The 20,983-nt window shown below is 68.5% G+C and carries 23 protein-coding genes; 11 read left to right on the forward strand and 12 right to left on the reverse strand.

What is annotated here, in order from left to right; genetic code table 11:
* Window positions 1–66 precede the first annotated feature (66 nt).
* Genes PV646_RS35195 through PV646_RS35210 form a run of 4 tightly spaced genes read left to right on the forward strand, consistent with a single transcriptional unit; the run spans window position 67 to window position 3,161 of the window.
* Window positions 67–477 carry a 6-pyruvoyl trahydropterin synthase family protein gene (locus PV646_RS35195; protein WP_452255043.1) on the forward strand — a complete coding sequence of 137 codons (411 nt, stop codon included), beginning with the start codon at window positions 67–69 and terminating at the stop codon, window positions 475–477.
* Window positions 455–1,426: a glycosyltransferase family 4 protein gene (locus PV646_RS35200; RefSeq protein WP_500346628.1), complete on the forward strand. Its 972-nt coding sequence runs from the start codon at window positions 455–457 to the stop codon at window positions 1,424–1,426. Before PV646_RS35195 ends, PV646_RS35200 begins: the two co-directional genes overlap by 23 nt.
* Complete coding sequence (locus PV646_RS35205) at window positions 1,423–2,202, forward strand: class I SAM-dependent methyltransferase (protein ID WP_500346629.1); 780 nt, start codon at window positions 1,423–1,425, stop codon at window positions 2,200–2,202. Before PV646_RS35200 ends, PV646_RS35205 begins: the two co-directional genes overlap by 4 nt.
* Entirely contained in the window at window positions 2,202–3,161 is a 960-nt protein-coding gene (locus PV646_RS35210; RefSeq protein WP_500346630.1) for a lysylphosphatidylglycerol synthase transmembrane domain-containing protein, read from the forward strand. The genes PV646_RS35205 and PV646_RS35210 overlap by 1 nt, the downstream gene beginning before the upstream one ends.
* Here the strand turns inward: PV646_RS35210 and PV646_RS35215 are convergent.
* Window positions 3,078–3,767 (reverse strand): creatininase family protein, encoded by a 690-nt coding sequence (locus tag PV646_RS35215; RefSeq protein ID WP_500346631.1) that lies wholly within the window; start codon window positions 3,765–3,767, stop codon window positions 3,078–3,080. The two genes, PV646_RS35210 and PV646_RS35215, sit on opposite strands and share 84 nt — an antisense overlap.
* A complete protein-coding gene (locus PV646_RS35220) occupies window positions 3,754–4,731 on the reverse strand; it encodes a zinc-dependent alcohol dehydrogenase (protein ID WP_500346632.1) in 978 nt (325 codons plus the stop codon). Before PV646_RS35220 ends, PV646_RS35215 begins: the two co-directional genes overlap by 14 nt.
* Before the next feature lie 44 nt (window positions 4,732–4,775).
* On the opposite strand from PV646_RS35220, the gene PV646_RS35225 reads away from it, so the two are divergent.
* Both PV646_RS35225 and PV646_RS35230 read left to right on the forward strand, forming a co-directional pair.
* Window positions 4,776–5,507 carry a CDP-alcohol phosphatidyltransferase family protein gene (locus tag PV646_RS35225; RefSeq protein ID WP_500347065.1) on the forward strand — a complete coding sequence of 244 codons (732 nt, stop codon included), beginning with the start codon at window positions 4,776–4,778 and terminating at the stop codon, window positions 5,505–5,507.
* The gene (locus tag PV646_RS35230) at window positions 5,500–5,904 is read left to right on the forward strand and encodes a DoxX family protein (protein ID WP_500346633.1); all 405 of its coding nucleotides are present in this window, start codon (window positions 5,500–5,502) and stop codon (window positions 5,902–5,904) included. Before PV646_RS35225 ends, PV646_RS35230 begins: the two co-directional genes overlap by 8 nt.
* On the opposite strand, the gene PV646_RS35235 is transcribed toward PV646_RS35230, so the two are convergent.
* Window positions 5,882–6,655 carry a RibD family protein gene (locus PV646_RS35235; RefSeq protein ID WP_500346634.1) on the reverse strand — a complete coding sequence of 258 codons (774 nt, stop codon included), beginning with the start codon at window positions 6,653–6,655 and terminating at the stop codon, window positions 5,882–5,884. The genes PV646_RS35230 and PV646_RS35235 overlap by 23 nt on opposite strands.
* Here PV646_RS35235 and PV646_RS35240 point away from each other — a divergent pair.
* Window positions 6,627–8,207 carry a sulfatase-like hydrolase/transferase gene (locus PV646_RS35240; RefSeq protein WP_500346635.1) on the forward strand — a complete coding sequence of 527 codons (1,581 nt, stop codon included), beginning with the start codon at window positions 6,627–6,629 and terminating at the stop codon, window positions 8,205–8,207. The two genes, PV646_RS35235 and PV646_RS35240, sit on opposite strands and share 29 nt — an antisense overlap.
* Here the strand turns inward: PV646_RS35240 and PV646_RS35245 are convergent, their stop codons facing one another.
* The 3 genes from PV646_RS35245 to PV646_RS35255 all read right to left on the reverse strand — a co-directional run bounded on the left by PV646_RS35245 (window position 8,208) and on the right by PV646_RS35255 (window position 10,065).
* Window positions 8,208–8,726 (reverse strand): DinB family protein, encoded by a 519-nt coding sequence (locus PV646_RS35245; protein ID WP_500346636.1) that lies wholly within the window; start codon window positions 8,724–8,726, stop codon window positions 8,208–8,210.
* 158 nt (window positions 8,727–8,884) lie between these two features.
* Window positions 8,885–9,064, reverse strand: a complete 180-nt coding sequence (locus PV646_RS35250; RefSeq protein WP_500346637.1) for a hypothetical protein — start codon at window positions 9,062–9,064, stop codon at window positions 8,885–8,887.
* Between the two features lie 35 nt (window positions 9,065–9,099).
* Window positions 9,100–10,065 carry a peptidase gene (locus PV646_RS35255; RefSeq protein ID WP_500346638.1) on the reverse strand — a complete coding sequence of 322 codons (966 nt, stop codon included), beginning with the start codon at window positions 10,063–10,065 and terminating at the stop codon, window positions 9,100–9,102.
* 109 nt (window positions 10,066–10,174) lie between these two features.
* Between PV646_RS35255 and PV646_RS35260 the strand changes: the two genes are divergently transcribed.
* Complete coding sequence (locus PV646_RS35260) at window positions 10,175–10,744, forward strand: DinB family protein (protein WP_500346639.1); 570 nt, start codon at window positions 10,175–10,177, stop codon at window positions 10,742–10,744.
* 4 nt (window positions 10,745–10,748) lie between these two features.
* Here the strand turns inward: PV646_RS35260 and PV646_RS35265 are convergent, their stop codons facing one another.
* The 4 genes from PV646_RS35265 to PV646_RS35280 form a co-directional block, all read right to left on the reverse strand.
* Window positions 10,749–11,987 (reverse strand): YeeE/YedE family protein, encoded by a 1,239-nt coding sequence (locus PV646_RS35265; protein ID WP_500346640.1) that lies wholly within the window; start codon window positions 11,985–11,987, stop codon window positions 10,749–10,751.
* Window positions 11,988–12,006: 19 nt separating this feature from the next.
* Window positions 12,007–12,210 carry a hypothetical protein gene (locus PV646_RS35270; protein WP_500346641.1) on the reverse strand — a complete coding sequence of 68 codons (204 nt, stop codon included), beginning with the start codon at window positions 12,208–12,210 and terminating at the stop codon, window positions 12,007–12,009.
* Between the two features lie 95 nt (window positions 12,211–12,305).
* The gene (locus PV646_RS35275) at window positions 12,306–13,916 is read right to left on the reverse strand and encodes a hypothetical protein (RefSeq protein ID WP_500346642.1); all 1,611 of its coding nucleotides are present in this window, start codon (window positions 13,914–13,916) and stop codon (window positions 12,306–12,308) included.
* On the reverse strand, window positions 13,916–15,730 hold the full coding sequence (locus tag PV646_RS35280) for a hypothetical protein (RefSeq protein ID WP_500346643.1): 1,815 nt from the start codon (window positions 15,728–15,730) through the stop codon (window positions 13,916–13,918). Before PV646_RS35280 ends, PV646_RS35275 begins: the two co-directional genes overlap by 1 nt.
* A gap of 375 nt (window positions 15,731–16,105) precedes the next feature.
* Between PV646_RS35280 and PV646_RS35285 the strand changes: the two genes are divergently transcribed.
* Genes PV646_RS35285 through PV646_RS35295 form a run of 3 tightly spaced genes read left to right on the forward strand, consistent with a single transcriptional unit; the run spans window position 16,106 to window position 18,635 of the window.
* A complete protein-coding gene (locus PV646_RS35285) occupies window positions 16,106–16,600 on the forward strand; it encodes a phosphatase PAP2 family protein (RefSeq protein ID WP_500346644.1) in 495 nt (164 codons plus the stop codon).
* An 8-nt stretch (window positions 16,601–16,608) separates the two neighbouring features.
* Window positions 16,609–17,988: a sensor histidine kinase gene (locus tag PV646_RS35290; protein WP_500346645.1), complete on the forward strand. Its 1,380-nt coding sequence runs from the start codon at window positions 16,609–16,611 to the stop codon at window positions 17,986–17,988.
* Complete coding sequence (locus PV646_RS35295) at window positions 17,985–18,635, forward strand: response regulator (protein WP_500346646.1); 651 nt, start codon at window positions 17,985–17,987, stop codon at window positions 18,633–18,635. The genes PV646_RS35290 and PV646_RS35295 overlap by 4 nt, the downstream gene beginning before the upstream one ends.
* Before the next feature lie 157 nt (window positions 18,636–18,792).
* Here PV646_RS35295 and PV646_RS35300 read toward each other — a convergent pair whose 3' ends face one another.
* Window positions 18,793–20,373, reverse strand: coding sequence for a monocarboxylic acid transporter (locus PV646_RS35300; protein WP_500346647.1), 1,581 nt, complete (start codon window positions 20,371–20,373; stop codon window positions 18,793–18,795).
* 3 nt (window positions 20,374–20,376) lie between these two features.
* Window positions 20,377–20,793, reverse strand: a complete 417-nt coding sequence (locus tag PV646_RS35305; RefSeq protein WP_500346648.1) for a DUF485 domain-containing protein — start codon at window positions 20,791–20,793, stop codon at window positions 20,377–20,379.
* Window positions 20,794–20,983 lie beyond the last annotated feature (190 nt).

A 20,983-nucleotide genomic window follows, 5' to 3' on the forward strand; every position in this document is an offset into this window, starting at 1 on the left:
CTTCCGAACGTGCAGCTACGCTCGGATGGAGTCGCACCGTAACCCGACCGCACAGCGGAGGTCATCCTGTTCAGCATCACCGTCCGCGATCACGTGATGATCGCCCACAGTTTCCGCGGCGAGGTCTTCGGTCCAGCGCAACGTCTGCATGGAGCAACGTTCCTGGTGGACGCAACGTTCAAACGCACTGAGCTCGATTCGGACAACATCGTCGTCGACATCGGACTGGCGACCCAGGAGCTGAACAAGGTCCTGGCCGCCTTCAACTATCGCAACCTGGACGAAGAACCGCAGTTCGCGGGCATCAACACGTCGACGGAGTGGCTCGCGAAGCACATCGCGGACCAGCTCGCGGACAAGATCTCCGAGGGTGCTCTGGGTGAGGGCGCTCACGGCATCGATGCGATCGCCGTCACACTTCACGAGTCGCACGTGGCGTGGGCGGGCTACGAACGTGCACTTCGTCCTTCCGGCTGACGTCGGGGATCCGGGCAGTCCCAGCGGCGGCAACGTCTACGACCTGCGCGTGAGCGCGGGCCTGAACCGTCTGACCGTCGCTGGTGACTGGCCGCGGCCGAACGACGCCACCGCGTTGGAGCAAGCGCTTGCGGGGATCCCGCAAGGGGACGTCGTGCTCCTCGACGGCCTCGTGAGCTGCGGATTACCCGAGATCGTCGTCCCTCACACACGAAGATTGAACGTCGTCGTGCTCGTGCACCTGCCGCTCGCCGACGAGACAGGCCTCGACCCCGCAACGGCACGCGCCCTCGAAGTCGGGGAAGGCCAGGTCCTGAGGGCCGCGAGGGCGGTCATCGCGACGAGTCCGACGGCCGCGCGCGACCTCGAGCGCAGGCACGGGCTCGACCACGTCCACGTCGTCCTTCCCGGCACCGACCCGGCGCCGCTCGCACACGGCACGGACGGCATCCACCATCTGCTCTGCGTCGCGTCCATCACACCCCGCAAAGGCCACGACCTGCTGGTCAGGGCGTTGCGGCGGATCGAACGCGACTGGCGGCTGACGTGCGTGGGCCCGCACCGGCCGTTCCTGCGCGAACTCCCGCGAGACGACCGCGTCAGCTTCCCCGGACCACTCTCCGGCGAGGCTCTGACCAGCGCGTACTCCAGTGCCGACCTCTTCGTGCTGGCCTCCCGCAACGAGACCTACGGCATGGTCGTCACGGAGGCCCTCGCGCACGGTCTGCCGGTCATCGCGAGCGCTGTTCCGGACGCGCTGGGCGACGGCGGCCTGCTCATTCCGGCCGGGGACGAAAATGCATTCGTAGCTGCACTGACATGCTGGTTCGAAGATCAGGATTTCCGCTCGGAACTGCGCTCCAGAGCCCTCGCCCGGCGGGCTGTTCTGTCCACTTGGGATGAATCCACAGAGGACCTGCGGAGGGTGCTGGCTACTCTCCGGCCATGACCTTCGCCCCGGAATGGCTGGCACTGCGGGAAAACGCCGACGCACAGGCACGCTCGACCGAGCTCGCCGACGTGGTCCGCGAAACTCTGGTGAACCGAAACCCCCTGACGATCCGTGACCTGGGTTGTGGAACGGGATCGATGGGACGTTGGCTCGCCGGGAGGCTCGGCGGCGTACAGCACTGGGTGCTGCACGACCGCGACCCCCGGCTGCTCGGGCTGGCCGAGGCCGGCATGAACGCCCTCGAGAACGTCACCGCCGAGACGCGGGAGGGCGACCTCACGGCGCTCAAAGCCGCCGACATCGCAGGCGCTGACCTGGTCACTTGCTCCGCTTTGCTCGACTTGCTCACTACTGACGAGATGAACGCTCTGGCGGTTGCATGCGTAGAAGCACATGTGCCCGCTCTGTTCACGCTCTCGGTGGCAGGCCGGATCGACATCGATCCGGCCGAGCCGCTCGACGCCGCCTTCCAGGACGCGTTCAACGCTCACCAGCGTCGCGTCGTGGACGGGCGCCGTCTGCTCGGACCTGATGCTCCCGCCGCTGCCGAAGAGGCGTTCGTGGCAGCCGGCGCTTCGGTTCGGACGGCTCAGAGCCTCTGGCGGATGCACGGTGACGCCCTGCAGTCCGAGTGGCTCCAGGGCTGGGTCGACGCCGCGGTGGAGCACGAACCCGCCCTCGCCTCGGAGGCCTCCGAGTACCTGCGCCGCAGGTCAACGGCCTCCGTGGTGGTCCACCACGTCGATCTGCTGGCACTACCGGGAGCTGTGTGATGAAGAAGTTGTGGCCGTGGCTTCGCCTGGTGCTGGCACTGGGGATCCTCGTCGCGCTGGGCCTGCGCCTGGGCACGGGGGCCTTCCTCGACGGACTGCGCGCGATCGACGCGTTCTCCGTCGCCGCGGCACTGGTGATCGGGCTCGTGACGACGGTGCTCAGCGCGGGCCGCTGGGTGATCGTCGCGCGCCGCCTCGGCCTGTCGCTGACCCTGAGGACCGCGGTCAGCGACTACTACCGCGCCCAGCTCGTCAACGCCGTGCTGCCCGCGGGCGTGCTCGGTGACGTGCACCGCGCGGTCAACCACGGCCGGGAGTCGGGCGACGTCGGACGGGGCGTGCGCGCCGTGTTCTTCGAGCGCATGGCGGGCCAGGTCGTGCTCATCGGGATCGGGCTCGCGGTGCTGCTCACGCACCCCGCGCCCGGCCTCGACCTCGCGCCGAACGGCACCACGGTGGCGTTGATCCTCGTTGGTCTGGCCCTGCTGGTCGCCGTCGGCTGGAACATCCGGCCGGTGCGCAGGGCGCTGGTCAACACCCTCGCCGACGGCATCAGGCTGCTGTCGTTCCGGACCTGGCCGGCGGTCATCGGACTCTCGGCCGCCACGGTCGCCGGGTACGTGGCGATGTTCCTGGTGGCCGCTCACGCCGCCGGGTCGGACGCAGGGGTCACCCAGCTCGCGCCGGTCGTCGTGCTGGCGCTGCTGATCATGGCGATCCCGGTCAACATCGGCGGGTTCGGCCCGCGTGAGGCCTTCCTCGCGGTGGCGTTCGGTGCCGCCGGTCTGGGCGCCGCGCAGGGCTTCACCACCGGCATCGTCTACGGCGTGCTGGCGCTCATCGCGGCTCTGCCCGGCGCGGTCGTGCTGTTCCTCTCACGCCGGAAGACCGAAAAGCTCGAGGTAGTGGCCGAAGGACTCGGTCAGCCCCGCGAGCAGGAGCTCGCCCTTGCGCGCTGACGCGAGCGAGGGACGCCCGATGACGCCCGAGGACGTGTAGGGCGCCAAACCCCGGGTAAGCATGTGTCGCCTGTCCTCCGCCAGGTGGTCAGCGGTCTCGTAGCCGGGACGGATCAGATCGGGGTGAGCGTGCAGCAGGATCGAGGTCTCCAGCTCACCCGCGTGCATGTCGCTGTACGCCGAGGTCTCGACGCCGGCCTTTTCCCGCGCGAACGCCCAGTCGTCCCGTCCGGGGAACAGCGCCAGGCCCTCGCCCTCCTGCACGACGTTCGACAGCACGTAGTTGCCGCCGTGGCCGTTGACGAGCACCACGTGCGTGACACCGTTGCGCCGCAAGGACTCCGCGATGTCCTTGACCACTGAGATCAGCGTGCTCGCGGAGATGCTGACGGTTCCCGGCCAGTCGGCGTGCTCCTGCGAGCACGAGAACTGGATCGGCGGCAGCAACCGCACCGGGTACCTCGCCGCGATCCGCGACGCGATGGTCCACGCGATCACCGAGTCCGTGGCCAGTGGCAGGTGCGGGCCGTGCTGCTCGGTGCTGCCGACCGGGAGCACGGCCACGCTCTTACCCCGGACGTCGACCGTGGTGTCACTGGGAAACATGGGCCTGACCGTAGTCAATCCGGTGGCACAGCGCCGGAATCTCGCCGTCGGCCAGCCTGGGCATCACGTCGGGGAGTTCCTCGAACGCGCTGTGGCCCGTGATCAGCGCGTCGAACCGGTCGTCGGCCAGCAGGTCGAGCGCGACGGCCATGCGTTCGGCGTAGCTGCGGTCCGGGCGGCCGACCGTGCCGACCTGGCTGCTGCGGATCGTCAAGCGCTTCGAGTGGAAGAACTCGCCCAGCGGCACGGAGATCTTCCTGTCGCCGTACCAGCTCAGCTCGATCACGCGGCCTTCCGGCGCGAGCAGGTTCAGCGCCGTGGTGAGGCCCTGTTCGGTCGCACTGGCGTGGAAGACCAGGTCACAGCCATCGAGAGCATCGCCCGGCAGGGCGAAGCCGACACCGAGCTTCCGGGCGACGGCCTCACGAGCCGGGTCCGCGTCCACGAGTTCGACGCGGGCGCCGGGGAACGTCGCCAGCACCGCCGCGATGCTCGACCCGACCATGCCGCCGCCGACCACCGCGATCCGGTCACCGATCAACGGACGCGCGTCCCACACGGCGTTGACCGCGGTCTCGACGGTGCCCGCCAGCACCGCCCGTGCGGCCGGAACCGCCTCCGGCACGAGCGTGACCGAGGTTTCCGGGACGACGTAACGAGTCTGATGTGGATAGAGGCAGAACACCGTGCGCCCGCGCAGATCGCCGGTCTCCACGACGCCCACGTTGAGGTAGCCGTACTTCACCGGCCACGGGAAGTCGCCCTCCTGGAACGGCGCGCGCATCACCGCGTGCTGGCTCTCGGGCACACCACCGCGGAAGACGAGGGTCTCCGTGCCGCGGCTCACCCCCGAGTGCAGCGTGCGCACCTCGACCTCACCCGGCCCGGGCTCGGCCAGTGTGACCTGCCGAACCTCCCCTTTTCCGGATTCATTGAGCCAAAAGGCACTCGCCGTACGTGTCACTCACAACACCTCCGCCGCACGAAGTTCGTTAGGGGCACCTGATGATCACACTTCAGCACACCAGGACCGCGCCCGTCCTGCGCGAGCCTGCCATCTGGGCGGGCTTCCAGGTCCTCGCGCTGGCCGTGGTCGGTGCCACGGCCGGACTCGGCCCGCTCGGCTGGGCCGCCGGCCTCGCCTACGGATTCGCCACCTGGGCGTTCCTCGGTTACGGCATGCAACGCCACCGCACCATGACGTTGGGGCCCGCCGACCGCGTCACGCTCGCCCGCGGCCTGATGGTCGGAGCGGTGACCGCCCTGGTCGCCGACCGCGCGGGTCAGGACGTGCCGGTCGCGCTGGTCGTGACGCTGGCGGCCGTCGCGCTCTCACTCGACTGGGTGGACGGGCAGGTCGCTCGCCGCACGGGCACCTCGTCCGCGCTGGGTGCCCGGTTCGACATGGAGGTCGACGCGTTCCTGATCCTGGTGCTGAGCGCGTACGTGGCCGTGCACATGGGGCCGTGGGTGCTCACGATCGGGCTCATGCGGTACGTGTTCGTCGCCGCTTCCTGGCGCCTGCGCTGGATGAACGCGCCGCTGCCCGCCAGCTACGCCCGCAAGGTCGTCGCCGCGGTGCAGGGGATCTTCCTGGTGGTGGCCGCTTCGGGCCTGCTGCCGTTCGCCGGTGTGCTCGTTGGTCTCGCGCTGGCATCGCTCGTGTGGTCGTTCGGTCGCGATGTGCTGTGGCTGTGGAACAACGCGGCGGTTTCGGTGGGACAATCCCGCCATGTCTGAGCAGACCTCTACCGCGGCGAAGGTCGGCAACATCGTCGTCTGGATCCTGCAGATCGTGCTCGCCGTGCAGTTCGTGATGAACGGCTACGCGCTGTTCACCGACTCGTTCGTCGCGAAGTTCGACGACATCGGCTTCGGCCAGTGGTTCCGCTACTTCACGGGGGTGCTGGAGATCGCCACCGCGATCGGCCTGCTCGTCCCGCGCATCTGCGGCCTCGCCGCGCTGGGTCTCGCGGGGATCATGGCGGGCGCGGCGCTGACCGAGCTCACGCTGGTCACCAACGGCGGGTTCGACGACGCGATGATGCCGTTGATCTTCATGGTGTGGGCGCTGGTGATCGCGGTCTACCGCCGCGAGCAGATCTTCGGCGCGCTCAGTCTCGTGCGTCGGAAGTGACTTTCGGGAAGTAGCGGAGCACCGCGACGTCCCCGACTTTCGTGACGTCCTCCAGGTGGAATCGGCGTGCCGGTCCACCGGGGAATTCGGCGGGATTCACGAAACGCGGGGCCGCCGCCTGTCCGATCAGCATCGGTGCCACCGCCACCCGGATCTCGTCGGCCAGTCCGGCTCGCAGGAACGCCGTGTGAATGCTCGTGCCGCCTTCGACCATGAGCTTTCTCACTCCGCGCGCGCCGAGATCGTCCAGAATCTCTGAGAATTCGCTGAAGTTCTTCGTTTCGGCGAGGTGGCCGACCGTGGTCGTCGCGCTCTTCGTGTAGACGATCCGCTCGCCGCCGCAGTGCCAGAACCGCAGCTCAGGGTCCAGATCACCGCTCCTCGTGACGGTGGCGCGCAACGGGAACTCCGGTTTGCCCTCGGCTATTCTGCGGGCACGCCGTTCGTCGCTGTAGACGAGCAGCCGTGCGTTGTCACGGCGCAACGTCTCGGCCCCCGCCAGAATCGCGTCCGACTCCGCGCGCAACCGGTCGACGTGGTCGAAGTCCTCGGCGTTCGAAAGCGGAAACCTCTCGGTACCGCGATCGTCGATGTGACCGTCGAGGCTGACGGCGACGCTGAGCAGAACGTGCGGGCGGGTCATGGGATCCGATGGTAGGGCAGTTGAACCGGTGACATGCCGCGCCGCGTTTACCTCATAGGGTCCGGAAAGGGGAATCTCGGTGAGGACGTTGTTGCGGCGGACGGTCACGGCCCTGGCGGGGCTGTTCGTGTTGTTCGTGCTCATCGCACCGAACGACCTGGAGAAGTTCTCCTTCGAGGCGTTCCTGCGGGTGCCGCTCGAAGGCCTCGTCGGCGTCCTCGTGCTGGTGCTCCTGCCGGACCGGATCCGCAAGCCCGCCGCCATCGCCGGCGGTGTCGCGCTGGGGCTGTTCGCGGTCGTCAAGATCATGGACATCGGCTTCGACATGGTGCTGTACCGGCCGTTCGACCTCGTGCTGGACTGGCCGCTGCTGGTGCCCGCCATCGACTTCGTGGACGTGACGTTCGGCCGGTTCGCCTCGGTGCTCGCCGTGGCCCTCACCGTCGCACTGGTCGCCGGGATCGTGTTCCTCGCGGCGATCTCCGTGCAGCGCCTCGGTTCCGTCGCCGCCGGACGGCGTCCCGTCGCGATCCGCGCGGTGGCCGCGGCGGTCGTGGTGTGCGTTTCCCTCGCCGTGCCAGGGGTTCCGGTCTACTCCGACGCCGCCGCCACGTCGCTGGTCGACCACGCGCGGCGCGTGCAGGCCGGTCTGAACGACAAGGAGGTGTTCGCGGCGGAGGCCTCGGTCGACGCGTTTCGCGGCCACCCCGGGCTGCTGTCCTCGTTGCAGGGCAAGGACGTCGTCTTCACGTTCGTCGAGAGCTACGGCAAGTCGGCGCTCGACATGCCGGACGTGGCGGCGAAGCTGGCCCAGGGCGACGACCGGCTGAAGGCGGCCGGGTACAGCGCGAAGTCCGCCTACCTCACCTCGCCGACCGCCGGCGGGGGCAGCTGGATGGCGCAGGCGACGCTGCTGTCCGGGCTGTGGATCGACAACCAGCAGCGCTACCGCAACCTCGTGGCCTCCGACCGCCTGACGCTGCCGCGCGCGTTCCGCGAGTCGTCGTGGCGTTCGGTCGGCGTCGTCCCCGGCATCACGCAGGCGTGGCCGGAAGGCGACTTCTTCCACTACGACAAGATCTACGCGGCTCAGGACCTCGGCTACAAGGGCCCGCGCTTCGGTTACGCGACGACGCCCGACCAGTTCACGTTGGAGTCGTTCCAACGCAACGAGCGCTCGAAGGCCCACGGCCCGGTGATGGCCGCGATCCCGATGGTGTCCTCGCACGCGCCGTGGTCACCGACCCCGGACTCCGTGGAGTGGGAGAAGCTGGGCGACGGCTCGATCTACTCGACCATGCCCGCCTCGAACGATCCGCCGGAGTCGATCTTCGGCCGTGACCCGGCGGCCGTGCGCGCCGACTACGCGCACTCGATCTCGTACTCGCTCGAGTCCGTCATCTCGTACCTGGAGAAGTACGGCGACGAGAACCTCGTGATGGTGTTCCTCGGAGACCACCAGCCGGCGCAGATGGTGACCGGCGAGGGAGCCTCCCGGGACGTGCCGATCACCGTCGTCGCCAAGGACCCGGCCGTGATGGCCGAGGTCACGGACTGGAAGTGGGACGACGGGATCAAGCCGGGAGGGTCGGCCCCGGTGTCGCGGATGAGCGACTTCCGGGACCAGTTCCTCTCGACCTTCAGCCCGCCGAAGACCTGATCAGCCCATCGTCTTCTGGCCGTCGATGGTCTCGCGGATGATGTCCGCGTGGCCCGCGTGCTGCGAGGTCTCGGCGACGATGTGCACGAACACCCGGCGCGCCGACCACGTCTTGCCCTCGGGGAACCACGGGGCGGCCGGCAGCGGGTGGGAGAGGTCCATGTCGACCGTCTCGACGAGCTTGTCGGTGTAGGCCGCGATCTCGTTGTACTCGGCGATGATGCCTTCCAGCGTCTCGCCCGGCTCCATCCGGAACGTGCGCGCGTGGTTCTCGTAGTCCTCGGACTCCGGGTCGGTCTCCATGGCCGAGGTGCCGTGCTCGATGAACCGCACCCAGCTCCGCTCCACCGTGCCGACGTGCTTGATCAGACCGCCGATGCTCAGCACGCTGGCCGTGGGGCTCGACGCCGCCTGCTCGTCGGTCAGGCCCTGCGCGGTGAACGTCAGGAACCAGCGGTGCTGCTTCAGGGTCTCGAGGAGGTCCGCGCGCTCGCCGGTGAGGATCTCGGTGGTGGTCATCGCTTCTGTCCTTCGCTCGTTTGTCCCGACATGAAGGACTCTAGGACCACTTGAGGTCAGCTTGTGTCCTAGACGAACGGCCGCTCCAGCGAAACTCGAGCGACATTCGAGCGATCCCCGGCTGACCTGTGCTCACTGTCCGTGAGCACCCGAAAGTGTCACTCGCCCTCGAGGTAACCGTCGCCGGGACGGTCGACGCGGCCGCCGCCCTCCTCGGTCTCCTCGATGTGCATCGCGGTCTCCTCAGGCGAGGTGATGTGCTCGTTTTCGAGGTCCAACACGACGGCGTCCGGCTCGTCGTCGACGGTCCCGGGCGCGGTGAACTGGTGTTCGGTCATGCCCGGTGGTTTCCGGCGAGCCGGCCGCGCAAACGTCAGCAGTGCAGCTGAGGGGCTCCGTCCGGGCCGCCGCCGCGCAACGTCACGAGGTTCGCGCCCGTCAGCCCGAGCACGGCCTGCGCGGTCGCACGGGGAGCGGTGCTCCTGTCGAAGCCGGACGCGTCGAAGGCGATGGCACCCCGTTCGGTCCCGGCACACCCCACCTGCAGCGACGTCAGGTAGTGGCGTGCCCTGACGGCGGAGGAGCCCTTCACGACCTGCGCCACGAGACCGGTGCTGTTGGCGTTCGACCCGCCCTGCGCGCTCGGGAACCCGCCGTCGGCCTGCTGCTTCGACTCGAGCCACGTGACCGCGCGGCCGACCGGCTTGCCCTGCGAACGCAGCGCCTGGACGACGATCGCGGTGGCGTCCACGTCACTCACGCAGGGCGAGGTCTCGAACGTCACGGGGAAGCCGCCGTCCGCGCACTGCGTCGCGGCCAGGTAACCCGCGCCCTTGGAGTCGCGACCCAGCGCGAACAGGGCGTAGGACTGGGTGAACGCGTTCGAGAAGTCACCGAACGCCGAACGGTCGGAGAAGCGGCCGGACGGTGCCTGCAACGCCTTGAGACCGGCGATCAGGTCGGTGCCGGCGAACGCGCGCGGGTTCTTGCCCTTCACCCGTGCGGCCACGGCCAGTTTGGCGTGCGCACCGGCGTACGACTCGCCGTCCGAGCCGAGGTAGGCGCTGGAGATCTCGGGTTTCGCGAGCCACGCGATGGCGCGGTCCGCGTAGTCGTCGGCGGTGCGAGCGGACGCGAAGGCGAAGATCGCGTCGATGGTCAGGCCCTGGTCCGGGTACTTGACGCCGCCGAACTCGGTCTCCAGGCGTTCGCCGTCGGCCATCTGTCTCGCGAGCCAGCCGGCGGCGGCGTCGACGCGATGGGCGGTACCGGCCGAGGCGGGCACGGCGGTGCCCAGCAGGGAGGCGCCCAGCAGGGCGGCGATGATCAGTTTCTGCACACCCCCGACTCTCGCATTCCGGCCCTCACGACCGACAGGCTTTGCCAGACTCGTGGCGTGCGTCTCGCCCTTGCCCTGCTGCGCACCTGAAGGAAGTGAAGGTCGGCACATGATCGCTCAGGACCTCCAGCGCTACCTGCAAGACTCCCGCGACTCAGTGGTGTCCTCTTTGGACGGACTGAGTGAGTACGACATCAGGCGCCCGCTCGTGCCCAGCGGCACCAACCTGCTGGGCCTGGTGAAGCACCTGGTCGGCATCGAACTCGGGTACCTCGGCGCGAGCGCGGGCCGTCCGGCGTCGTTCACGCTGCCGTGGGTCGAGGACAGGTCGATCTGGGAGAACGGCGACCTGTGGGCCAAACCCGGTGAATCCCGCGACTACGTCGTCGACCTGTACCGCGCGGCCTGGCAGCACTCCGACGAGTCGATCGCCGCACTGCCCCTCGACGCGCCCGCGGAGGTCGAGTGGTGGCCGGAACGCAAGCGGCACACCACGTTCGGGCACCTGCTCGTCCGCGTCACGGCGGAGACCGCGCAGCACGCCGGCCACTGCGACGTCGTGCGCGAGTTGATCGACGGCCGGTCCGGCGCGGACAACCCCGAGGGCTACTACGACCTGGTCCTGAGCATGGCGAGCGCGCCGATCGTCGGGCCGGGTACGAGCACCGGGAACGCGTGACACGTCAGCAGACGGAATCGTTCGGCTGAGGGTTCGAGAGCCCGAACAACGGCCGCAGCCGAAGCCCGATCCAGGTACCACCGAGGGCGAACACGCCCCACAGCCACCCGTGCAGCGACCCGACGGAGATGCCGCCGAGGTACGCGCCGATGTTGCAGCCACCGGCGAGCCGGGCACCGATGCCCATCAGCACACCTCCCAGCACGGCCGCGAGAGCCGTCTTCCACGGGATCGTGCTGTGGATCCTCCACGCTCCGGCCGCCGCCGCGGCGACAGCGGCGCCGATCATGATGCCGATGTTCGTCAGCGACGTCTTGTCCGTCCAGATCGGAGCGGCGAGCGCCTTCGCGTTGGCCGGCGTCTGCCAGAACTCCCACGCCTCCGGGTGCAGCCCGAGCAGTTGGACGAGCTTCGCGCCCCACAGCGCGAACGCGAACGTGACACCCCAGATGCCGCCGGACACGAGAAACACCGCCGCGGCCAGCACACCGAGCACCAGTGCACCGACCAGCAGCGGCCACGAGCCGCGCGCGATCCGCGCGAGCCCGTGGGCGGTCGGCACCACGTCGGCCGGCGGCGGGATGCGACGAGCCTGCACGAGCCGGGTCACGAAGAAGATCGCCGCCAGCGCCGCGATCGTGATCAGCCACGACCCCCACCAGCCGACGTGCTCGGACAGCACCACGGCGGGCAACCCGGGCCAGCCGTCGAACAGCGGGAACGCCCAGGTGTAGAGCACCGAACCCGCGATGAAGCCGAAGAGCGTCAGCACGATCGCCGACTGCCCGGACCCCACCGCGAACAACGTGCCGGACGCGCACGCGCCGCCGAGTTGCATGCCGATCGCGAACAGCACGGCGCCCACCAGCAACGCGACGCCCAACGGACCGCCAGTGGCCTTGGGCACCGACCCGAAGAGCCCCGAGCCGGTCGAGATGATCAACGCGATCAGCGTGGCCGCCGTGCCGAGCAGCACCGTGTGCGCCCGCAGCCCGGCACCGTTGCCCACGGCGATCAACTGACGCCACACGGAGGTGAAACCGAAGCGGGAGTGGAACAACGCGAGGCCCAGCGCGAGACCGAGCGCGAGCAGCACGCCCTGTTTCGCGCCGTAGGACGCCCACACGAACCAGGTCAGGCCGGCCGCCAGGAGCCCGGCGACGACGAGCGGAACGGTGCGGACCGGTTCCTCGGGAGAGGGGACCGGGGCCGCACAGGATGTCGGGAAGTACTGCGTCGTCACCGGGAACTCCTGGAACCTGCTAGTTGGGGATGATGAAGTTGGGGGCCTTGACCACGGACTCGACCAGGCCGAAGACCGGGACGCCCAGAGGTGCGAACGTCCACTTGTCGTTGAGGTCACTGGTGTCGGGCTTGTCCACGACCACCGGGTCGGCGAGCGCGGGCGAGGCGAAACCGGCGAGCACGGCACCGCTGAGCACGGCCGCGGCAACGATCTTCTTCATGGAACTTCCTTTCACAGAGGGGGAAACTCAGCCGCCGACGAACTTGAGCAGTTCGAAGACCAGCGCGAGGACGGGGGTGACGTCCATCTCTCTCCTTACGACAGCACCGGGCTGACCGGTACGACGGTGGCTTTCGGGACCCATTGCCCCGCCAGCTCTTCCTGCATGGGCATGCCGGGACCGTGCGCCTCGCCCGGTCCCATCGGCATCGCGGTCACCTGCGCGACCGCGTAGATCTGCACCTGGTCGCCGGCGGACTGGCCACCCAGCCAGGACCGGAACCCGGCGGGGGTCGGGTTCGCGCCGCCGAAGGAGTTGCCGATCTCGATCGCGTAGCCGATCGGCAACTGTTCGCGGGGGTCGAACCTCAAGGGCACGGCCAACGTGGTCACCGACGTCGCGATCGGGGTTGTGAGCAACCACGGTGCGACGTACAGGCCGTGCGGATAGACGGGGTTCTCTGCCTGTTCGACTCCTGCCTTGGACAACGCGCGGTAGGCGTCGGACCAGCCGGACAGCACGACCAGCGCGTCCCCGGAGTCCTCCACCCGCAGCCCGGCGCTGACCAGTGCGGAGGCCTGAACCGACCGAGGCGAGGAGTCCGTGACCAGCCGGACGCTGGTGACGCCCTTGTTCTTCAAGAACGTCACCAGCTTCGTCAGCGAGTCCGAGTCCTCAGTGGACAGCCCGTCGGACGGGCAGGACGCGAGCACGTCCTTCTTGCCCGCGACCAGCCCACCGAGTGCCGCCGACGCGCACTCGACGTCCGGTGCCGGACCGGGAGCGGTGCCGGTGTCGAACCGGACCGAGGAGCTGTCGTCGCCGGACCGGACGGTGAGCGATCCCCGTCCGGCGGGCAGGTCGACCTCGGCCCACGTGCCGTCCGCACCCGCGACGGGCACGGCCGGCACCTCGACCGAACCGACGCTGACGGTCGGGTTTCCCGCGCTGGACGGGAAGTGCACGAGGTTGCGGCCGGGCCGGTGCGGGCTGATCAGCACGGGGAACCCCGCGGCCGAGGCCAGCACCGGAACCCCGGGCGCCGGGAGCTCCTGTGGCGAGGGGATCGCGGCCAGCCCGCTCCAGACGAGCAGCGAGGCCGCGACCACAGGAGTTCCCCACCGGCGGATCCCCAGTGCCGCCAACGGGAGCAGCACCACGACCACGAGCCCGGCACCGAGCAGCGTCTCGTGGATCCGCCGGTCGAACGCGAGCCCGGACGACACCAGCCGCACCAGGCCTGCCAGCGCCAGCACCACGCCCAACGAGAGCGCGTGCTGCCGGAACCGCGAGCCCGGCGACAGGGCCAGCGCCACCCACGCGACCGCACCGGCCACGTAGACGGTGTTGGCCACCAGCAAGAGGCCGGAGTCCCCCACGGAGGTCTCGATCACGAGCAGCAACGTCAACGCGCCCGCCACCCACCGGACGGCGGGTGTGCCCAGCAGCACAGGCACCGCGACGACGAGAACACCGTGTGCCGCGGCACCGAGCACGTGCGCGTCGAACGCCACGACCGACACCGTGACGAGCCCGAGGGCGACCGCCGCGAGTGCGAAGTTCGCGGCCCTCACCCATTTCGGGACCGTGACCGCGAGGCCGGAACCTGCGATCAGGGCCGACACGAGCAACAACACGAGCCGCACCACGACGACCCAGGGCGAGACGCCCTCGACCGCCTCGAAACCTCCGTGGGGATGATCCATTACTTCACGTCCGCATCCGAGATCACGAACAGTTCGGAGTGCGGCTTCGCGTTGCCGAACGGGCCGTGCGGCCAGTCCTTGCGGTTGAAGTTGATGCCGACCTGGCCGCTGAACTCGTCCTTGAACGACGTGTCCAGGGTCAGCTTCCCGTCGTCACCGACCTTCACCATGTTGACCTTGTGGTCACCGTCGAGGCCGGTGCGCGCGACGAAGTAGTTCGACACCGCGATGCGCTTCGGCGAGCTGATCTCGCGGTAGAAGCCGTCGGAGCCGAGTTCGAAGTTGTCGTACGCGCCCCAGTGCGGACCCGCCGCGGGCGTGCCGGGGTTGATCGGGACTGCTCCGGCGAGGGTCGGGCAGTCCGCCTCGGCGCCGCCGTTCTGCGCCTCCGCCAACGTGTCGACGCGGCACTGGAAGTTCGTGCCCGCCGCCAGCAGCTTCTCGATGTTCAGCACGTACACGCCACCGGTGGTGCCGGGGTCGTTCGGCCCGAGGGCTCCCTTGCCGCGTCCGGAGATCGCCCGGTACAGGAACCGGTCGTCCGGCGACGTCTGGATCCAGCCGCCGTTCGACCCGCCGCCGTTGGAGTCGTTGCCCGCGTGGATCGCCTTGCCGGCCGACCCGTCGTCGAACACCTCGTACCAGTGCGGCTCGGCCGCGGTGATGTCCGGCGTGTAGTGCACCGCGCCGCCCTGCATGGTCTGGGCGAACGCGCCCTTGTGACCGGGCAGGTTCGTCACCGTCGTCTCCATGACCGCGCGGCTCTCCTGGTGCAGCGGGTCGGCGGGATCGGAGCGCGGCCCGTTCTGCAGGTAGCTCACGGCCTTGAGCCTCGGGTTGTTCCGGTCGGAGATGTCCCACGTGCGCACGGTCGGGCGGCGCAGGTAGGGCGAGGGCGCCTTGACCGGGTCGAGGATGATGTTGCGCGGCTCGGCGTAGTCGCTCGTCACGAGGATGTTCAGGTCTTCCCGCGCCTGGATGCCGTGCGGGTTCGCGCAGGACGGCGCGCCGAGGCGAGGCAGGTTCGCGCACAGCTTCGGGTCGTCGCCCTGAGGTGTCGCAGCCGACACCTGGGAGAGCACCTCGCCGTTCCGGTCGAACCGCACCAGCGACCCCGGTGAGCCCGCGAAACCGTTGCCCACCACCGTCTGCCCGTTGGCGTAGACGTACGGGCCGGGCACCACGGGACCGCCTATGTAGGTGCCGTAGGCCGTGCCGTCCTTCAACGTCCAGTAGGCGTCCGGAACGCTGCCGCCGAGCGTGTTCGTCGGCAGGCTGATGCCCTTGAGCTTCAGTTGCGGCAACGCACTCACGTCGAACGCGTAGGTGGCCGCCGCGAACAGCGCGCCCGCGTAGATCGTGTCGCCCTTGTGCCACACGTACTGCATGTGGTGTGGCTCGTTCTCGACCAGCGGTCCGACGGTCGCGGTGTTCACGACCTTGCCGTAACTGGGCGAGCCCTCCGTCGCGTCGATGACCGCGAGGAAGTCGGGACCGGGCAACGCGTTGGTGACCTTGCCGAGTCCGCCGGTCAAAGACCCCGGCAGGTTCTTGAGGTCCTTCACGAGCGTGTCCGCGATGTTCTCGTCTCCAGCCCAGACGAGAAGCCACTTCTTGCGCTCGCCGTCGCTGCGAGTCTGTGCCTGCGGGGTGAGGTGGTTCTTCACCCAGTACTGCTTGCCGTCAGTGGCGGTCTTGCTGTCGACGAACGTCTGCACATCGGCATAAGCGGGGGAGTTGTCCCCACTTGCCGTGACGACGCCGGCCGCGAGTACCGCGACTGCGGCTCCGGCCAGGGTTTTTCGCCATCGCATTGCGTTGTTCTCCTTGTTTCGGGCATGCCGAATTCACTGTTTTCCGGCGGTGCGCGGAAAGCAGCGGTGTAGCGGGGAAGGGTGCTCTACAGGGAGCGACAGAGTGCGCTGGCCTGGTGGCCCAGGTCCACGTGGAGGCGTCCTACCAGGACGACTGCGGTGCGCATGACGCTGAGGATCTCCATAGTCACCCTATGTTGTCAATTCGGTGACCAAAGTATGGGAGTTATTGAATATCGGTCGAGGGATAATGTCGGTGACCGAAGTACTGTTTTGTGTCGCTATTTGTGTTGATGCATTCCTTGTCGAAAGTCAGGGGCAAGCGGTGCCGAACGGCAGAGGTGGGCGAACCGGGATCTTCGTAGGTTCGGCTGGGTGACCTGGCTGACTGTGGGCACCGATGCGGTGCTCGGTGTGTTCGCGCTGATGTTCTTGTTGTTGTGGTTCAAGCACAGGCTGCGGGCGTTCCTCGCCGGTGCCGGTGTGGTGGTGGCTTACGCGATCAGCGAGGTCGTCAAGCTGGTCGTGCAGGAGGACCGGCCCTGCCGGACGCGGCCGTCGATCGCGGAGTGCCCCGAGGTCGGCGACTGGTCGTTCCCCAGCAACCACTCGGTGATCGCGGGTGCGTCCGCGATGGCGATCTGGGCGCTGCACCGGACTTATGGCTGGATCGCGGCGGTGTGCGCGATCGCGGCGGCGTCGTCACGGGTGATCGTGGGTGTCCACTACGTGCACGACGTGATGGCGGGACTGGCGCTCGGCGCGTTGGTGTCGTGGGGGATCGCGTTGCTGTTGAAGAAGAAGATGCCGCCGAAGAGCCAGAGCAGGGAGATGGACGCACCGACCGTGGTGATGCAGCGACTGCGATGATGGCGGTCGTGTGGGAGGTTCTGCTCTACCTGGTCCTGTTCGCCGCGGCCTTCGTCGTCGTGCGCAGGCGGCCGGCGGTCGCTCTGGGGCTCGCACTGGGAACCTGGCTCGTCTGCTACCTCGTCAGCGTCGAGTTCGACGTGCCCGTGCTCGCGCTGGCTCCCGCACTCGCACTGGTCAGCTTCCTCGCCGGCCGCTACGCCTTGGACCCGCGCCCGTCCGCGATCACCCTGACCCTCGCCGAGATCGCGGGCGTCGTCGTCGCCCTGACCGAGCGCGGCGGGTCGGACACCGCGCTCGCCGTCACCTCCGGCATCGGTGTTCTCGGTGTCGTCCCGTGGGCCTTCGGGCGGCTGCGGCGCCGGTACGCGGAGCTGCGCGAGGTCGGCTGGGAGCACGCCTCGCTGCTGGAACGCAGCGTGGAGAACGCCCGCAACGCCGAACGTGCCCGGCTCGCCGGCGAGATGCACGACCTCGTCGGCCACGAGCTCGCCCGGGCCGCGCTGCTGACCGGCGCGCTGGAGCTGGAACCGACGCTCACCCCGGAACAACGTGAGGCAGCCAAAACCGCCCGTGCCAGCGTCACGGCCGCGGCGGAACGGCTCGCCGACGTCATGCAGGTGCTCCGGGCCGACGAGGACGAACCCGTCGCGACGATCGAGGAGGTCGTCGCCAGGAGCGGACTCGACGTCGAGCTCACGAACAACCGCAGGACCGCGATCGACGGCATCATCGCGCGAACCGTGCACCGGGTCGTCGCCGAGGCGCTGACGAACGTGATCAAGCACGCCCCCGGCGCGAAGGTCACCGTGAGCCTGACCGCGAAGCTCGAACTCCGCATCACCAACGGCCCGGCGCCGAGGACTCAGGCGGTCGGCAGCGGCAAGGGCCTGGTGGGCCTCGCCGAACGCGTCGCGCTCGTCGGCGGCTGGTTCGAGGCGGCACCGAGCGACGACGGTGGGTTCGAGGTGAGGGCGAAGCTCCCGGAACGCCCACGGGCCCGCACCACGCCAACGCACGTGCGCCGTGAACGTACGGAGAAGGAACTCCGCAAGAGCACCAAACGCACGGTGTTGATCACCTCGGTCGTGTGCGCGGGGATCGCGGTCGGTGTGCCGGGCTACATGGTGTTCGACGCCGTGACGTCCGTTCTCACACCGCAGCAGTTCGAACGGGCACAGTTCGGGCAGAACGAGGACGATCTCGACTTGCCGTGGCGCACGCGCGTCGACAACCCCTTGGGCGTCACCGCGCCGCCGCGCACCGAGTGCCGCTACTACAGCACGCACCCCAACCCGTTCGACGGCAACCGCCACGACCTGCACCAGCTGTGCTTCCGGGATGATCGGCTCGTGCACAAGCAGTGGCTCGCCAGGGGGACCGGTTGATCAGGGTCGTGCTCGCCGACGACGAACCGGTGGTCAGGTTCGGCGTGAAGGCCGTCCTGGCGACCTCCGGGGACATCGAGGTGGTCGCCGAGGCGGAGAACGGCAGCGCGGTGATCGACCTCGTCGCCCGGCACCGCCCTGACGTCGCCGTGCTCGACATCCGCATGCCCGTGTTCGACGGCCTGGACGCGGCCAAGGTGATCCGCGAGTGCCATCCGGGCACGAAGACGCTGGTGCTGACGACTTTCGCGGACGACGCGTACATCAGCCGGGCGCTGGGGGAGGGCGCGGCGGGGTTCGTGCTGAAGACCGGCGACCCGCAGGAGATCATCTCCGGGGTCCGCGCGGTGGCGAACGGCGGCGCGTTCCTGTCCCCGATGGTGGCCAAGAGAGTGGTCGACAGGCTCTCCCGCGCCCACCCCCGACCCCTTGCCACGCAACGGATCGAGGTGCTGACCGCACGCGAACGCGAGGTGCTCGGCCTGGTCGGCGCCGGCCTGTCCAACGCCGAGATCGCGACACGCCTCTACGTCGTGGAGGGCACGATCAAGGTCTACGTCAGCACGATCTTCCGGCAGTTGGGCGTCAAGAACCGCGTGCAGGCGGCCATCATCGCCCACGAGTCCGGGATCATCCCCGGGAACTAGTGGCGTGACTCAGAACGTCGGCGGCGTATCCGCGCTCAGCAGGGCGCCTCGCGGCACCGCCCCCACGCCCCCGTACAACCAGTACGAGGACGTGGGGGCGGCACCACGAGACACCCGTCTGACCACGAATACACCGGCAACGTTCTGAGCCACGCCACTAGGTGCGGGCGCCGATACCTGAGATCGCGCGGACTTCCATCTCCGCCGCCTTGGCCGCCATCTCCGGCTCGCGCTTGGAGAAGATCGTGGCGAGGAACCCGCACAGGAACGAGAACGGGATCGACACCAGACCGGGGTTGCCGAGCGGGAACCAGGCGAAGTCGACGTCCGGGAAGATCGACGTCCTCGCGCCCGACATCACCGGCGAGAAGATGATCAGCACGAGGCACGAGCCCAGGCCGCCGTAGATGCTCCACAGCGTGCCGGTGGTGTTGAAGCGCCGCCAGAAGATCGTGTAGAGGATCGTCGACAGGTTCGCCGAGGCGGCCAGCGCCAGTGCCAGCGACACGAGGAACGCGACGTTCTGCCCGTTCGCCGCGATGCCGCCGATGATCGACAGGATGCCGACGACGACGGCGGTCAGCCGGGCGACCCGGATCTCCCGGCGCGGTTCGGCGTTGCCTCGCTTGATCACGTTCGCGTAGACGTCGTGGGCGAACGAGGCGGAGGCCGCCAGCGTCAGGCCGGCGACGACCGCGAGGATCGTGGCGAACGCGACCGCGGACACGATGCCGAGCAGCACCGCGCCACCGATCTCGAACGCGAGCAGCGGCGCGGCGGAGTTCTCGCCACCCGGTGAGGCCGCGATCTTGTCCGTGCCGACCAGTGCCATCGCGCCGAAGCCGATCACCAGCGTGCACAGGTAGAAGATGACCATCGTCCAGGTCGCCCACACGACCGAACGGCGTGCCTCGGAGGCGTTCGGCACGGTGTAGAAGCGCATCAGCACGTGCGGCAGGGACGCGATGCCCAGCACCAGCGACAGCGCCAGCGAGACGAAGTCCAGTTTGGACATCGCGCTGAAGCCGTACTTCGCACCGGGGTCCAGCACGGCTTCGCCGAGCTGGTTGTTCTCGGTGGCCTGCTGCATGATCGCCGACAGGCTGAACCCGAACTTGCCCAGCAGGAACACGCTCATCAGCGTCACGCAGAGCAGCAGCAGGACGGCCTTGATGATCTGCACCCAGGTCGTGCCCTTCATGCCGCCGAGCAGCACGTAGAGCACCATGACCATGCCGACCAGCGCGATCAGGATCGCCTGGCCCCACTTCGAGGTCACGTTGAGCAGCAACGCGATCAGGCCGCCGGCGCCCGCCATCTGCGCGATCATGTAGAAGAACGAGATCACCAGCGTCGCGTTCGCGGCGGCGGCGCGGACAGGGCGCTGCTTCATCCGGAACGCCAGCACGTCGCCGACGGTGAAGCGGCCGGTGTTGCGCAGGCCCTCCGCGATCAGCAGCAGGCCGACGAGCCACGCGACGACCCAGCCGACGGAGTAGAGGAACCCGTCGTAGCCGTGTGCCGCGATGCCGCCGGAGATGCCGAGGAACGACGCGGCGGACAGGAAGTCACCGGACAGCGCCACGCCGTTCTGGGCACCGGTGAACGAGCTGCCGGCGGCGTAGTAGTCCGACGCCGTCACGTTCCGGCTGCTGAAGCGGTAGACGATGTAAAGGGTGATCAGGACGAACACCGCGAAGACGCTGAGGTTCAGCACCGGGTTGCCGGTGGTGGGCATGACTTACTCCTCGACGCCTGTCTTCTCGGCGAGCAATTTCCGCTGCGGGTCCAGCCGTCGCTTTGCGTAACGGGCATAACCGAGCGTGATGATGATCGAAGTCACGAACTGTCCGAGGCCCAGCAGGATCCCGAGGTTGATCACACCGATCACCTTGGTGCTGACGAAGTCTTTCGCGTACGCGGACAGCAGTACGAACGTCAGGTAGGACGCCAGGAAAAGCGCGGTCATCGGGAAGATGAACGTCGTGAGACGGCGACGGAGAGTGCGGAATTCGTCGGTCTGCCGAATCAGCTCGTAGTTCGGGGTGCCGTCGGAATCGACGTACGACAAAGTATCGGGGTCGTCGAACGACGCGAAACCCCTGATTTCCCGGTACTCGTGCTGTGCTTCGCCAGGCGACCTCATCGCCTTGGTCATGTACCCCTGCCCCTCGTGTGCGGCGCCCACTCTAGCGCTCTCACGTGTGCAGTCAACGTGACGGAGCTCCCGGAAACGGACGAAACCGGACCAATGCGAGAGCTCGGTCGGACAGAAACCGGACTGAAAACCGGCGCCCCATTCGTCTCAAATGGTTCGACCCAGGCGTTGTATCAAGTGGACGGTCGCG

The sequence above is a fragment of the Streptomyces sp. ID05-26A genome, assembly GCF_033794685.1.
In the GTDB taxonomy this organism is placed as follows: Bacteria; Actinomycetota; Actinomycetes; order Mycobacteriales; family Pseudonocardiaceae; genus Lentzea.